This is a genomic window from Lactobacillus taiwanensis, assembly GCF_017894345.1.
In the GTDB taxonomy this organism is placed as follows: Bacteria; Bacillota; Bacilli; order Lactobacillales; family Lactobacillaceae; genus Lactobacillus; species Lactobacillus taiwanensis.
Genome location: NZ_CP059276.1, coordinates 437944 through 452694 on the forward strand (window position 1 = coordinate 437944; position 14751 = coordinate 452694).

General features: G+C 35.0%; 17 protein-coding genes. 15 read left to right on the forward strand and 2 right to left on the reverse strand.

Translation table 11 applies throughout. From position 1 onward, the window contains the following. Positions 1-73 precede the first annotated feature (73 nt). From tmk to H1A07_RS02120, 11 genes are all read left to right on the forward strand, one after another. The gene (tmk, locus tag H1A07_RS02070) at positions 74-715 is read left to right on the forward strand and encodes a dTMP kinase (RefSeq protein ID WP_094522729.1); all 642 of its coding nucleotides are present in this window, start codon (positions 74-76) and stop codon (positions 713-715) included. 13 nt (positions 716-728) lie between these two features. Further along, positions 729-1055, forward strand: a complete 327-nt coding sequence (locus H1A07_RS02075; protein ID WP_094498223.1) for a cyclic-di-AMP receptor — start codon at positions 729-731, stop codon at positions 1053-1055. Further along, on the forward strand, positions 1055-1912 hold the full coding sequence (locus H1A07_RS02080; RefSeq protein ID WP_094498224.1) for a DNA polymerase III subunit delta: 858 nt from the start codon (positions 1055-1057) through the stop codon (positions 1910-1912). Before H1A07_RS02075 ends, H1A07_RS02080 begins: the two co-directional genes overlap by 1 nt. Before the next feature lie 10 nt (positions 1913-1922). Further along, positions 1923-2267 carry a DNA replication initiation control protein YabA gene (gene yabA, locus H1A07_RS02085; RefSeq protein ID WP_094495908.1) on the forward strand — a complete coding sequence of 115 codons (345 nt, stop codon included), beginning with the start codon at positions 1923-1925 and terminating at the stop codon, positions 2265-2267. Between the two features lie 4 nt (positions 2268-2271). Continuing rightward, on the forward strand, positions 2272-3129 hold the full coding sequence (gene rsmI, locus H1A07_RS02090) for a 16S rRNA (cytidine(1402)-2'-O)-methyltransferase (protein ID WP_057718308.1): 858 nt from the start codon (positions 2272-2274) through the stop codon (positions 3127-3129). 17 nt (positions 3130-3146) lie between these two features. Continuing rightward, on the forward strand, positions 3147-3887 hold the full coding sequence (locus H1A07_RS02095) for an acyl-[acyl-carrier-protein] thioesterase (protein ID WP_210145215.1): 741 nt from the start codon (positions 3147-3149) through the stop codon (positions 3885-3887). A gap of 51 nt (positions 3888-3938) precedes the next feature. Next, complete coding sequence (locus tag H1A07_RS02100; protein WP_210145216.1) at positions 3939-4454, forward strand: folate family ECF transporter S component; 516 nt, start codon at positions 3939-3941, stop codon at positions 4452-4454. Between the two features lie 30 nt (positions 4455-4484). Beyond that, a complete protein-coding gene (gene tsaB, locus H1A07_RS02105; protein ID WP_210145217.1) occupies positions 4485-5210 on the forward strand; it encodes a tRNA (adenosine(37)-N6)-threonylcarbamoyltransferase complex dimerization subunit type 1 TsaB in 726 nt (241 codons plus the stop codon). Further along, positions 5194-5751, forward strand: coding sequence for a ribosomal protein S18-alanine N-acetyltransferase (rimI, locus tag H1A07_RS02110; RefSeq protein WP_094495912.1), 558 nt, complete (start codon positions 5194-5196; stop codon positions 5749-5751). Before tsaB ends, rimI begins: the two co-directional genes overlap by 17 nt. Beyond that, positions 5748-6794, forward strand: a complete 1047-nt coding sequence (tsaD, locus tag H1A07_RS02115; RefSeq protein WP_210145218.1) for a tRNA (adenosine(37)-N6)-threonylcarbamoyltransferase complex transferase subunit TsaD — start codon at positions 5748-5750, stop codon at positions 6792-6794. Before rimI ends, tsaD begins: the two co-directional genes overlap by 4 nt. A 229-nt stretch (positions 6795-7023) precedes the next feature. Next, positions 7024-7647 (forward strand): hypothetical protein, encoded by a 624-nt coding sequence (locus H1A07_RS02120; protein ID WP_057718314.1) that lies wholly within the window; start codon positions 7024-7026, stop codon positions 7645-7647. 92 nt (positions 7648-7739) lie between these two features. Here the strand turns inward: H1A07_RS02120 and H1A07_RS02125 are convergent, their stop codons facing one another. Both H1A07_RS02125 and H1A07_RS02130 read right to left on the reverse strand, forming a co-directional pair. Further along, the gene (locus H1A07_RS02125) at positions 7740-9113 is read right to left on the reverse strand and encodes a ClC family H(+)/Cl(-) exchange transporter (RefSeq protein WP_210145219.1); all 1374 of its coding nucleotides are present in this window, start codon (positions 9111-9113) and stop codon (positions 7740-7742) included. Positions 9114-9214: 101 nt separating this feature from the next. Further along, positions 9215-10207 carry a GMP reductase gene (locus tag H1A07_RS02130; RefSeq protein WP_210145220.1) on the reverse strand — a complete coding sequence of 331 codons (993 nt, stop codon included), beginning with the start codon at positions 10205-10207 and terminating at the stop codon, positions 9215-9217. 190 nt (positions 10208-10397) lie between these two features. Between H1A07_RS02130 and H1A07_RS02135 the strand changes: the two genes are divergently transcribed. The 4 genes from H1A07_RS02135 (at position 10398) to H1A07_RS02150 (ending at position 14738) form a co-directional block, all read left to right on the forward strand. Further along, on the forward strand, positions 10398-11687 hold the full coding sequence (locus H1A07_RS02135; RefSeq protein ID WP_210145221.1) for an adenylosuccinate synthase: 1290 nt from the start codon (positions 10398-10400) through the stop codon (positions 11685-11687). A gap of 3 nt (positions 11688-11690) precedes the next feature. Beyond that, positions 11691-12986: an adenylosuccinate lyase gene (purB, locus tag H1A07_RS02140; RefSeq protein ID WP_210145222.1), complete on the forward strand. Its 1296-nt coding sequence runs from the start codon at positions 11691-11693 to the stop codon at positions 12984-12986. Positions 12987-13019: 33 nt separating this feature from the next. Next, positions 13020-13898: a helix-turn-helix domain-containing protein gene (locus tag H1A07_RS02145; RefSeq protein ID WP_244974153.1), complete on the forward strand. Its 879-nt coding sequence runs from the start codon at positions 13020-13022 to the stop codon at positions 13896-13898. A gap of 96 nt (positions 13899-13994) precedes the next feature. Further along, the gene (locus tag H1A07_RS02150; protein ID WP_210145223.1) at positions 13995-14738 is read left to right on the forward strand and encodes a hypothetical protein; all 744 of its coding nucleotides are present in this window, start codon (positions 13995-13997) and stop codon (positions 14736-14738) included. Positions 14739-14751 lie beyond the last annotated feature (13 nt).

The window sequence follows — 14751 nt, forward strand, 5'->3', positions numbered from 1 at the left end:
AAATAAATAATCTTAAAAAAACAAGTCTGTCTTTCTTTTTTCTTTTACAGTACAATGCCAAGTGGGGGTAAACATGAGAGGATATTTAATTACATTTGAAGGCCCAGATGGGGCAGGAAAAACCACAGTTATCAACGAGCTTATCAAGCAATTACCTAAAACTTTGCAAGAAAGAACAATTGTTACACGCGAACCTGGTGGATCTAAAATTTCCGAAAACATTAGGACAATTATTTTAGATCCAGGAAATAAAGAAATGGATGATCGAACTGAAGCTCTTCTTTATGCAGCTCAAAGAAGCCAGCATGTTAGTGAAGTGATTCGTCCTGCTTTAGCAGCTGGTAAAATTGTTTTATCTGATAGATTTATCGATAGTTCTTTAGCATATCAAGGTGTGGGTAGAGATTTAGGCGTTGAAGAAGTAAAACAAATTAATGATTTTGGAACTGGCGGACTTGAACCAGATTTAACGATCTTTTTAGATTTAGATCCAGCGGTTGGCTTGGCTAGAATTGAAAAAGAACGTGCAGGTCAAGAAGATCGGCTTGAGCAAGAAAAATTAGAATTTCATAATAAGGTTTATGCAGGCTATTCTGAGCTTTTAAAGCTATATCCTGATAGAATTAAAAGAGTAGATGCAAATTTGCCGATCAAGGATGTTGCAGCCAATAGTGTTAAAATAATAAGAAAGCAATTACCTGATATTTTTATGTAAGGATTTGGTAAGAATGAAACTTGTTTTAGCAATTGTGCAGGATAAAGATGCAGATGCATTAGCGAAAGAATTTATTCAAAATGATGTTCGGGCAACTAAATTAGCTACTAGTGGTGGATTTTTAAAGGCAGGAAATACAACTTTTATTGTTGGTATTGAAGATTCACGAGTAAATGAGGTATTAGAAATCATTAAGAAGAGTTCACATACTAGAGAACAATATGTTTCTAATATGAACATGGATGCGGCTGGTACGTCGATGTTAGGCAAACCTGTACAAGTTACTGTTGGTGGGGCGACGGTCTTTGTATTACCAGTTGAGGAATTTAAGCACTTTTAATGATTGATTTAAAGAATATAGGTAGTAAGCAGGTTGATCTTTTAAGGGATGCTTATCTAAATAAAAAAGTTGCTCATAGTTACTTGTTTGTTGATCCTATGCAAAAAAAGGGACTTAATACAGCTTATTGGCTTGCATGTCTTTTTAATTGTACGGGGGAAAACAAGCCAGATGGGACTTGCAACAATTGCCAAAGAATTTTGGATGGAAATCATCCAGATGTCTTTTTGGTGAAATTAGAGGGAAAACAAACTCTCTCTATTGATCAGATTCGTCCCTTAAAAGAAGAACTGGCAAAGAGCCCTGTTGAAGGAAATCGCCGATTTTTTATAATTGAAAATGCAGAAAAATTAACTTTAGCTGCTAGTAATGCTCTTCTTAATTTGTTAGAAGAACCTGTTGCACCAGTAGTTACAATTCTGATTACAAATAATGAAAATCAAATTTTGCCAACAGTTAAATCTAGAACGCAGATTCTTAATTTTTCTGATGAAAAAATTGATAGTAAAAGAGCAGAGCTACTTGAATATGGTTTAACTGATGAAGAAATAGATGATCTCGGTGATACGAATAAGCTTGAAGAAGAGAGCAAATATTTATTTCAAGAATTATTAGAGCATAATGATTTAGCCTTAGTACGTGTTAGTCGAATAAGTAGCCTTGCTACTAAGCCTGCAAGTCAAAAGTTTGTTTTTTACCAGCTTAAGACTTTGGCTCTAAAGAATTTAGAAGCAAATAAAAAGTTAAGGGAAATCGCATACTTGTTAGAATTGTTAATGATAGCTGATAAGATGCGAGCTAGTAATGTTAGTTTCCACAATACGTTAGATTATTTAGTATTGAGTTTTGAACGGTAGGTGTTTTTGAGTGGATCCATTTTCACAATTGTCACAATTACAGCAAAATCTTCAGGCAATGACAAAAACTGTTGCCGGTCTGGAAAATGACATGCTTGAAGTATTAAAAGAAAATACAGAATTAAAGGTTGAAAACCAACTATTAAGAGAAAAAATTAGTAAGCTAGATGCAAATAAAGAACCAGCTGAAAATAAGTCTCAAGCTGGTTTAAAATCATTACGCAATATCTATGACTCAGGTTATCATATTTGCAATATGTATTATGGTTCTCATCGTGAATCTGGTGAAGACTGCATGTTTTGCTTAGATATTTTAGATAACTTTGTAAATCATGGGCAAAAGAGTAGGGGATGAAATAATGCAAGTGCAGAGTAGTTTTAATGAAAAAGATAAGGGACGTCTGTATCTTGTCCCTACTCCAATTGGAAATTTAGAAGATATTACTTTAAGAGCTAAGAGAATTCTGACTGAGGCTGACTATATTGCTGCTGAAGATACAAGAACCAGTGGTATTTTGCTTGAAAAAATTGGCGTTCATAATAAGATGATCTCTTTTCATAAGTATAATTCAAAAGAACGTGCACCAGAGTTGATTAAGTTGCTTAAAGAGGGAAATACAATTGCAGAAATTTCTGATGCTGGAATGCCAGTTATTTCTGATCCTGGTTATATTTTGGTACAAGAGTGTATTAAAAATGATATTCCAGTAGTATCTCTTCCAGGACCTTCTGCTTTTGCGACGGCTCTAATTGCGTCTGGTTTTGATGCACAACCATTTACTTATTATGGTTTTTTACCTAGAAAGAGCAGCGAACAAAAGAAATATTTTGAAATGATGGATCAAGCACGTGCTACATCTATTTTTTATGAAGCACCGCACCGTTTAAAGAAAACTTTGAAAACTTTAGCGGAAGTAATCAAGCCAGATAGAAAGATTGCTTTAGCTCGTGAGTTAACTAAAATTCATGAAGAATATATCAGAGGATCAATTAGTGAGATTAATGAGTATTTTACTAAGAATGATCCACGTGGTGAATTTGTGGTTTTAGTTTCGCCAAATGAAGAAGAGGAAAAGCAACTCTCCTGGGATGAATTGATTAAGCAGGTGGCTGATCGAGTTAAAGCTGGCGAAAGTAAAAAAGATGCTATTAAGTTAGTTGCTAAAGCTAATAAAGTATCAAAAAATGAACTCTATGATAAATATCATCAAAATTAATTGCGTGGTGAGCGTTAATGGAAAAGATTTTTAAAGAAGAACATCAGGTTACTTATGGTGACTGTGATGAAACAGGAAGAATACAGCTTCCTAAGTTAATTGAACATTTTATGCAAGTTTCAAATGATCAATTAACTCAAGGAGGAGCAGGTATCAAGGATTTGTTAAAGCAAAACTTAGGCTGGGTAGTGGTTGAATATCACCTTGATGTTGAGCGTTTACCTAAAGCTGGCGAAAAAATTACGGTAACAACTAATGGTAGTGGTTATAATCGCTTTTTTGAATACAGAGGTTTTGGTATAATTGATTCTACTAACAAAAAGATAGTAGATACTAAAAGTCAGTGGGTAATTTTAGATTTGGAAAATCGAAAAATTACTGAAGCAGATAGTCAAATGATGGAAAAGTTTGGAAATCCATATTTGAAGCATATGCCACGCTTTAAGAGATTGCGTCCTTTAAAAGAAAAGGACTATGAATCAAGTAAGACATATACAGTTAGATATTATGATTTAGATACGAACCATCATTTAACTAATAGTGTTTACTTTGATTGGATGATTGATACCTTACCTAGAGAGTTTTTAAATTCTCATACTATTAAGAGTATTGATATTTCATTCAAGAAGGAAGTACAATATGGCGCTCAAGCTTTATCAGAAGTAAAACTTGATTCAGAAAGACTTACTTCGTATCATTTGATTTCTAATCAAGGTGAAACTTCTGCTTTAGCTGAGATTATTTGGAGAAAAAATTAGAGGCATGACTTGTTAGTAAAGTCGTGCTTTTTTTGGAAGGTAGGGATGCCGATGAAGACAGGGATAAAGAAAATAGATTTGCAGGGCTTAGTTACTCTGGCATTACTGGTAGCAATGAATGTTGTGCTACAAAAAATATCGTTTGGTCCAGCTACAGTAAAAGTAGGATTGGGATTTATTGGAAGTGCATTATTGGCTTATTATTTTGGTCCTTTCTGGGGCGGAGTTGGTGCAGTACTAAGTGATTTATTAAAATCAGCTGTTTTTGGCGTTGAGGGTGGATTTTTCCCAGGATTTATTCTCTCAGCAATAGTAGGGGTTGTGATTTATGCGATCTTTTTATATCAAAAACCAATTAAATGGTGGCGCATTATTGCTGCAACTTTATTAGTGACAATAGTTGTTAATGTATTAATGAATACATATTGGATTCATCTATTATATGGGTTAGATTTAAGAGCTGCATTTTTACAAAGAATATTGAAGGAATTAATTGTACCTTGGATTCAAATTGTCATCCTTTACGTAATTTTAAATGCTCTACAACGTGTTAAAATAAAAAGGTAATTTTTGATAAGTATTAAGGATAGAGTTTAAATGAAAATATTAAGTATCACGACTGCAACCAATCATTTGAGCGTAGCACTAAATGATGGAGATAAAATTTTTGAAAAAAATGAAGAGGATCATCGTAATCATAGTGAACATTTAGATCCTTTAATTAATGAATTATTGAGAGAAAATAACCTTACCCTAAAAGATATCGATCGCTTTGCTGTCGCAGAAGGTCCAGGTTCTTATACGGGATTGAGAATTGGCATTACAACTGCTAAGATGTTTGCTTCTATCTTGGATAAGGATTTAGTAGGCGTGTCAACTTTAGCTGCTTTAGCTAATGGTGTAAGTGATGGTGTGATTGTAAGTGAACTTGATGCTCGCAATAAGAATTTCTTTGCAGGAGTTTATCGAAAAGTAGATGATAAGCTAGAAAACTTAGTTCCAGATGGTCATTATCATATAGATGATTTAATTAACAAGGTTAAAGAGTTAAATTTACCTGATCAAGTTGTCTTTGTAGGAAGCCCTATTGATAAGTATCATGATGAGATTGCAGAATTACTAGGTTCAGATAATTTTGTTCAAGCAGAAAGCGATAATCAACTTCACGCTGGTGAAATTGGTAAGTTAGCACTTAATAAAGAAGCGGTTGATCCTGATAAGATGGTGCCAAAATATTTAAGACGTACGCAAGCTGAAATTGATTGGCATAATAAGACTGGAAAGGCTTTTGGTTCAGATAGCGACTATGTTGAGGAAGTTTAGTTTATTTTTTCATCCAGTAGAAATTGACTTAAGTTTTTCACCTTTTGCTTTGAGGTTAGAAAATGAAACTTATCAGATTATGAAGGCTAGCGATGAAAATATTGCAGACTTATTGAAATTAGAGCAAGAGGTATATTTTGGCAGAACTCCTTGGGGTCGGTTTTCTTTTAAGAGTGAATTAAAAAAGCATGCCAATTCTTTATATTTAGTAGTTTATCAGGGGTCAACTCTAGTTGGCTTTGTTGGAATGAGAATGCAAGCGCAAGAGGGACATATAACTAATATTGCGGTAAAGCCAAGCTTTCAAAGAAGAGGAATTGGTGAATTTTTGCTCAGGACAATGATTGAAATGGCGCGAAAAAATCATGCAGTTCAGATGACTTTAGAAGTGCGAAGCGATAATTATAATGCTCAAAGCTTATATCGAAAACTTGGGTTTAAGGATAATTTTATTCGAAAAAACTACTATATTACAGAACAAGCTGATGCAGTAAATATGCTTAAAAAATTAACAGATAAAGAACAGGAAGAAGTAAATTGACAAAAAAAGATATTCGAATTTTAGCATTTGAAAGTTCATGTGATGAAACTTCTACCGCAGTCATTAAAAATGGCCGTGAAATAGAAAGCTTGATTGTAGCTACGCAAATTAAAAGTCACCAACGTTTTGGTGGAGTAGTACCTGAAGTTGCAAGTCGTCACCATATTGAAGTAATTACTCAAATTACTAAGGAAGCTTTAGCTGAGGCAAACACTACTTGGGATGATATTGATGCAATTGCAGTTACCTATGGACCAGGACTAGTTGGAGCCTTGTTGATTGGGGTTAGTGCTGCAAAAGCTGCTTCAATGGCAACTGGGATTCCGTTGATTGGCGTTGATCATATTATGGGCCATATTATGGCTGCTCAATTAAAGGATGAAATTGAATATCCAGCTCTAGCTTTGCAAGTTTCTGGTGGACATACTGAGATTGTCTTGATGAAAGATCCTATCCACTTTGAAATTGTGGGCGATACGAGAGACGATGCGGCTGGTGAAGCATACGATAAGATCGGTCGTGTGCTAGGAGTTAATTATCCAGCTGGTAAAACCATTGATGAATGGGCACATAAAGGTAAGGATACTTTCCACTTCCCACGAGCAATGATGGAAGATGATGATTATGATTTCTCATTCTCAGGATTAAAGAGTGCCTTTATCAACACTTGCCATCATGCAGATCAAATTCATGAAAAGCTTGATAAGTACGATTTAGCTGCAAGTTTTCAGGCTTCGGTTGTCGATGTGTTGAGTCACAAGACAATTAGAGCGATCAAAGAATATAAGCCCAAGACATTCATCTTGGGCGGCGGTGTCGCCGCAAATCACGGCTTACGCGATAGGTTAGCAGAAGAAATTGAAAAGTTGCCTGCTGATATTAAGCCAAAGGTGATTTTACCGGACTTGAAGCTTTGCGGAGACAATGCGGCAATGATTGGTGCTGCAGCATATAACTTGTACAAAGCTGGTAAGTTTAGCGATGAGAATTTGAATGCAGATCCATCACTTGAATTGCCATATGCAGAAAGCATGTTGAAATAGTAGTTATGAAGAGAGTCGAACAGGGATGTTTGGCTCTTTTTTGTAGAATGTTTTTGTTTTCTAGTTTTAAATAACTAACACATTAATATTTCATCAAACCCAAGCAATTTCTTCGTTGCTTGGGTTTTCTTATTTCAAGCAAATGCCCACAAGCCCTTATTTTGTCGTTTTATAGTAATTATTGTTATAATAAATATGGAAGATAAATAGTCTTGAGGAGGGAATTAGTATGAAAGATGAAGCTCAATCTCCACAGGAAGAAACTCCTAACACTTATTGGCGTTGGTTAGTAGAATCATGGCGCTATCCTTTAGGTCACAATCCTGCAGAGAAGTGGTACGGAGTTGTTACCTTATTAGGTGAAGATATTGTATTATTCATTGGTTTAGCAGTTGCAGGTAATTATATTGCTAACCTGTTTGACATGCCATTAGTACACCATGGATCTGGTGCAACTTTCTGGGCAATAGTAATTTTATTTGTTGTTCAGCTTATTACAATTCTTTGTTCCATGGTTGGTCACTTATTCGTGTTTGGTAACACAGGTGGCTTCTGGCAGTATGTTAATAAGGTTGCTCAAGTAACTAACTGGAACTTCTGGATTGCAATTTGTGCATTCTTTTTCTTAATTTTGAGTTTAAGCTCAGGCTTGCTTGGATTTGGAGAAGTTTTAGTTTGGATTTTCTATGCATTATTTGCATTGGGATCATTTCTTTTAGTTGTTTGTCCAGATCCGGGAACGGAAAAGATGATTCACGACCCATTCTGGGGAGCAGTTATTTACTTAGTAATGGTAGCTGTAGTTTATGCCATCATTTGGGGCATAGCATTAAGTATTTTAATTAACTTGTAGGAGAATCATTATTTCCTATATAAAAAGGTGTTGATCATCTTCGCTTATTGCGATGAATGATTAACACCTTTTGTTTTGAAAATATTTATGAATTATTCTTCTGCATGTTTGACTTTAGGTAAGTTAGATAACTTGTGATAATTCATCTGAATTCTTAAAGCTGCGTAAATTGGTTTTCCACCTAAGAGATCTAACACAAAGTAAGCGATAAAAGTAGTAATCAGCATTGGGAAGATCTGCTCAACTGACCCAACCATTTCTGTTAAAAGCGTTAAAGCTGTAAAAGGAGCCTTTTCGATTGCACCAAAGTAAGCACACATAGAAGTGACAATAATAATGCCGTAACAACGCTTAGGGGCAATATTAAAGTGAATCATAATTACTGCAAATACAACGCCCAGAAGTGCTCCTAGAACTAAGATTGGCATAAAAATACCACCAGGTACAGAGGCACCATAAGAGATCATAGAAAAGATAAAGCGAACAATAAACCAAATTAATGGAAGTAACATTAAACTCAAAGTCCCCGTTTGGATATTTTTCATGAAAATCGGTTCAAAAAGACTAGAAATGAAATCATGAGAACCGCCAAGTAAAGTTGCATTCCATAAACCAATTGGAATTACTAGGAGTAAGGGGATGATACTGTGATAAATCTTAGGTATCTTAGTAAGTTTTGAATAAACTGGCTTCAGACTTAAGAGACAATATTGATAGAGATGAGCCAGTAAGCCTAATGCCACGCCCATAATAGTAACAAACCAATAGGAGGTAAGTGGCAAGGATTTTTCTAAAGGAAGATAAAGGCAAGGCTGAGTACCAAAAAAGAATAGTGTCATTAAGTCGGAAGACATAGCGGCAGCTAGGGCCGTCAAAACTTCTTTGGGTGTAAAGTTAAAGGTTATTTCTTCTACTAGAAAGAAAACCCCAGCTAAAGGAGCCGAAAAAGCTGCACTAAGGCCAGCCGCTATACCGCAGCCTTGCAGGCGCTTAAGATCATCCGGATCGGCATGGAAAAGATTTTCACCAAAAGCTTGCCCCACCATTGCACCCATTTGAATACAAGGACCTTCACGTCCTAAAAATAGACCGGGACAAATTGCAAGGAGTCCACCTACATATTTTCGCCATAAAATGCTCCACCAATTCATCTTGTTTTCATTAAGCATTACAGCTTCAACTTGAGGTACACCAGAACCAGTAATGTTATTCAACACGGGTTTAATGACTTGACCAAGGATAAAAACAATTAATAAAGTAGCAATAACATACGGAATTAAGTAGATTGGCTTTTGACGCATTAAAGGATAAATGAAAAAGAGAAATTTCATTGTGTGGTCAATAATCCATCGAAATGTACCAACAATTAGGCCCGTTATCATTCCAATCATAATCCCTTGTAAGAAAATAAAGAAAAAGTTTGATGTAAACGGCTTAGCTAAGACCTGCTTGGCAGTTTTAATCATTTCTTCACCAGCTTTCTAAAAATTACTTATTAAGTTTAGTTTACATCAATTAATATTTAAGCCAATAAAAATAACGATAGCTGTTTGACATCGTTATTGATTTACTTATCGCCATCAAAAATAGAAGATTTTACAATAACATAATCTACTACACGGATTGCACTTAGATCTTTACCACCAGCATAGGAGATTGAAGATTGTAAATCTTCCTGCATTTCACGCAAGGTATCCTTAATATAACCACGGTAAGGAACTAGCATTTGCTTTCCTTCAACATTACGGTAAGCTCCTTTTTGAACCTCGGAGGCTGACCCCCAGTATTGCTTATATCTCTTACCATCAATTGTAATTAAGTTGCCAGGAGATTCTTCATGTCCTGCAAATAGAGATCCAATCATTACCATTGAAGCGCCAAAGCGAACAGACTTGGCAATGTCACCGTTGTGGCGAATACCACCGTCAGCGATCAATGGCTTTCTGGCTGCTTTAGAACACATTCTAAGTGCTGCTAATTGCCAGCCTCCGGTACCAAAACCAGTTTTTAACTTAGTAATACATGCTCTACCAGGGCCTACGCCGACTTTAGTTGCATCAGCTCCAGCGTTTTCTAATTCACGAACTGCTTCAGGAGTTGCAATGTTGCCAGCTGTTAAAAATGTATCAGGCAACTTAGCTTTAATGTATTTAATCATCTTAATTACATAATCTGAATGGCCGTGAGCTACGTCGATTGTAATATATTCAGGAATAATCTTTTCTTTAGCTAAGTAGTCAATAAAGTCATATTCGCTATCTTTAATTCCAACTGAAATTGAGGCAAATAAACCTTTATCATGCATCGTTTTAATAAAATCAGCTCGTTTTTCTGGATAAAAACGGTGCATTACATAATAATACCCATTTTCTGCTAGCCAAATAGCTAAATCTTCATCAATAACGCTTTCCATGTTTGCTGGAACGACAGGAATTTTAAATATCCGGCTTCCAAATTTAACACTAGTGTCAGCTTCCTTACGGCTTTTAATGATGCATTTATTCGGTACAAGTTGAATATCATCATAATCGAAGGCTTCCATACTAAAGTAATTGCTCATGTAATATACCTCATGCTTTTTTTAAAACTACATGAGTTAATATACGGGGGTTGTTAGGTAAAGTCAAGAGCAAAAATGAATGTTTATTTTATTAGTTATTAAAAACGTTCGGAAATAATTGACTATTGAAGCTTAGATTGTTAAACTAGTCTTCGGTTTTAAGAAAATGATTTTTATGAGGTGAAATCAAATGACAGCAATAGCAGTTGTAGGTAGTCAATGGGGCGACGAAGGAAAGGGTAAAATTACTGATTTCTTAAGTAAGGATGCAGCAATGGCTGTACGTTCAAATGGTGGTAACAATGCAGGCCACACAATTGAAATTGGTGACAAGACTTTCAAGATGCGCCTAATTCCATCTGGAATTTTTGCTGCTAAGAATGGTGCTGTAATTGGTAATGGTGTAGTTATCAATCCAGAAGTAATGTTCGGAGAATTAGATAATCTTGAAAAAGAAGGCATCGATATTAGTGGTTTAAAGATTTCTAATCGAGCACATGTAATTATGCCTTACCACATTTTGCAAGATACTTATCAAGAAGAAGCTAAGGGTGACAAGAAGATCGGAACTACCAAGAATGGTATCGGTCCTTGTTACATGGATAAGGCTTCAAGAATTGGTATTCGTGTTTGCGATTTACTTGAAAGAGATACTTTTGAAGAAAAATTACGTACTAATTTAGCTGAAAAGAATGCTTTATTCACTAAGGTTTATGGTAAGCCTGAACTTAAATTTGAAGACATCTTTGAAAAGTACCTTGAATACGGTCAAAAGATGAAGAAATACGTTACTGACACTTCAGTAGTTGTAAACGATGCTTTAGATAACGACGAAAAAGTTCTTTTTGAAGGTGCACAAGGAGTAATGCTTGATATTGATGAAGGTACTTACCCATACGTAACTTCTTCAAACACTATTTCAGGTGGAATTGCTTCTGGTATTGGAATGGGTGCTAACCGCTTAAATACTGTAATTGGTGTCTGCAAGGCTTACACTACTCGTGTTGGTGAAGGTCCATTCCCAACTGAATTATTAGATGAAGTTGGCGATCGCATTCGTGAAACTGCTCATGAATATGGTACTGTTACTGGTCGTCCACGTCGTGTTGGTTGGTTTGACTCAGTAGCTCTTCGTCACGCAAAACGTGTTGCTGGTATCAATGCCTTAAGTTTGAACTTATTAGATGTATTTTCTGGTTTTGAGAAGATTAAGATTGCTACCGCTTATGAACTTGATGGTAAGAAGATTGACTACTACCCAGCAAGTTTGAAAGAATTATACAGATGTAAACCTGTTTATGAAGAACTACCTGCTTGGGATGAAGATATTACTAATGTAAAGACATGGGAAGACTTGCCAGAAAACGCTAAGAAATTCTTGAACCGCGTTTCTGAATTAGTTGGTGTTCCTTTAGTTACTGTTTCAGTTGGTCCAGATCGTGAACAAACTATTGTTTTGAAGAATCCATGGGAAATGTAATTTATGCTTGAACGTTATACTCGTCCAGAAATGGGCAAAATTTGGTCGTTAGAAAATAAATATAATGCTTGGCTAAAAGTTGAAATTGCGGCGACTAATGCATGGGCAGAACTGGGTGAAGTTCCTGCTGAAGACGCTAAGAAGATTGCTGACAATGCTTCTTTTACAGTAGAGCGTGTTAGTGAATTAGAAGCTATTACTCACCACGATGTGGTTGCGTTTACTAGAACAGTTTCTGAAAGCTTAGGAGAAGAAAAGAAGTGGGTTCACTTCGGCTTAACTTCAACCGACGTTGTAGATACTGCACAAGGCTATATCTTAAAGCAAGCTAATGAGATCATTTTGAAAGACTTAGAGGCTTTAAAAGAGACTATTGCAGATAAGGCTAGAAAATATAAATACACTGTTGAAATGGGACGCACTCACGGTGTTCAAGCAGAACCAACTACTTTTGGTTTGAAGCTTGCTCGCTGGTATGCGGAAATTAATCGTGACATTGAACGCTTTAAAGCAGCCGCTAAAGATGTTGAATCTGGTAAGATTTCTGGAGCTGTTGGTACTTTTGCTAATGTCCCACCAGCAGTTGAAACTAGCGTTTTAAAGCAGCTAGGTTTAACTCAGCAACCAGTTACTAGTCAGGTTTTGCCAAGAGACTTACATGCCTACTACATTGCTACGATTGCTTTAATTGCTACAAGTATTGAAAATTGGGCAACAGAAATTCGCGGTTTGCAACGTAGTGAAATTCATGAAGTTGAAGAACACTTTAGAGCTGGTCAAAAAGGCTCCTCTGCAATGCCTCACAAGCATAATCCAATTGGTTCAGAAAACCTCTGCGGTATGGCTCGAGTAATGCGTGGCTTTATGGTGCCAGCTTATGAAGATGTGGCTTTATGGCATGAGAGAGATATTTCTCATTCAAGTGCAGAGCGTGTAATTTTACCTGATGCAACAATTGGAATTGATTACATGTTGAATCGTTTTAACCGCATTTTAACCAACCTTGATGTTTTCCCAGAAACAATGCTCAAGAATATGGATCGTACTTATGGTTTGATTTATTCACAACGTGTGCTATTGAAGTTAATTGATGAGGCAGGCTTATCACGCGAAAAAGCTTATGACATGGTTCAAAAATTAGCTAATAAGTCATGGCAAGAGCAAACTTCATTTAGAAAGCTAATTGAAGATAGTGAAGTTATGAATTACTTGTCTGAAGACGATTTAGATGATGCATTTGATTATCATTATCACTTGAAGCATGTAGATGAGATTTTTGAAAAATGTGGTTTAGATTAGGATAGAAACTAAAACGTTTTGTTGGATATAATTATGTCTGACAGAACGTTTTTTATTTTGGGGAGAGGAAAATATAAATATATGACAATAGGTGAGGCATTAAAAGAAGAGCAAAATCAGCTTGGCTTGACTCATGAAGAAATGGCGGCAGGAATTATTGCTAAGGGAACATATTCAAAATTAATAAATGGAAAAATTGAGATTCGGAGTAATCTTTTGATTGCATTACTTTTAGAACATGATATCGATATTAGCAATTTCTTTAACAAAGTAAAGAATACATATACTTCAAAAGAAAAACAGTTGGCAATAGAACTCTCACAAAAAATGGGTTTAGCAGTTAATAATCACGATTGTGTATTAGCTGAAGACATTTTAGAAAAAATTTTGCTCTTAGAAAACCATAAATATTTAAAATACCGGGCGATTATTGCAACGGCTTATTTAGAAAATAAAGTATCATTTTTAAGTGAAAATTTTAAAAAAGAGGTTTTAGTTGCAATAAATTCAAATTCCAACTGGATAAAAAATCCAGGTGCATTGCGTTTACTTTCGACAGCACTAGTGGTCTTAGATCCGGAACAAGTAGAAAATGAAATGGAACTATTTTTTTTAAAACTTAGGAGAAGAAATAATTATTCGGAAAGTGTAAAGGAACGATATGCAATGCTTTGTGATAATTATTTACATTGGAGATTTGATTACAGGAAAAAAGTGTTTGATAAAAAGAATATCGATTCTGCATTACAATTTCTTAATGATTTAGATTCTAGTCCACACTTAATGGTTTATAAATTATCTAAAAAATATTATCAGTATCTTTTTAATAATCAAATTGACTTAGCAAAAAAGATGAAAATAGATTTGTTAGATATGGGATGTATTGCAGGCGTTACAAATTGGCCTGTATAAAAAGGCTTGATTGTTTCTTATTTGAAACGAATCAAGTTATTTTTTGTTATATAGATAAAATAAAGATAAGTATTAGTATTTAAAGGATAAAAAATAATGAATCAAGAACTATTAAATAAACTTGAGCATTTAAATGAAATATATAAATCAGGTCACTGGGGAAGTGATATGCCAGAAGATACACGTCCTCAAAATTTAGATCCTAATTCTGAAGAAAATGCTATTTTTTATACATTGCCAACTGCTTTAGATTATCAACGAAATTCTAATACCTTGTGGAAAAGTGCTACGACTACTTTTGAAGATAATGAAACTAGCTTTGTATTTAATCCACAAGAAGTGATGAATAAAGATTTTACTGAAGTACAGGCAGCCTTAACTAAATATAGTTTGGCTTTGCAGAAAAATAAGCAGACACAAATTTGGATTAAACTTTGTCAGACTTTAGATAATAATTTCAATGGAAAAGTAACTGATTTTTTTGCTTATTTTGACAATGATATTCAAAAAGTTCGTCATTATATGCAGGTAGAGAAGAAAAAGGATTTTCCATACCTGTCTGGTAAAAAATTGTGTAATTACTGGCTATATGTGATGTATCAGTATACGAATCTACCTTTGATTAATACTGATCAAATTTATATTGCTACAGATCATCATATTATTAGAGCTACGCATAAACTTGGGCTGATTACAGATGAAGAAGTAGAAAGTACAAAAGTACAGGATTATGTAATAAAAGCTTGGATTGAAGCGATAAAGGGTACCAATTATATACCTATTGATTTTCAATCTGCCCTTTGGTTATGGGCAAGGAATGGGTTTAAAGAAGAATTGTAATATTAAAGAGAGA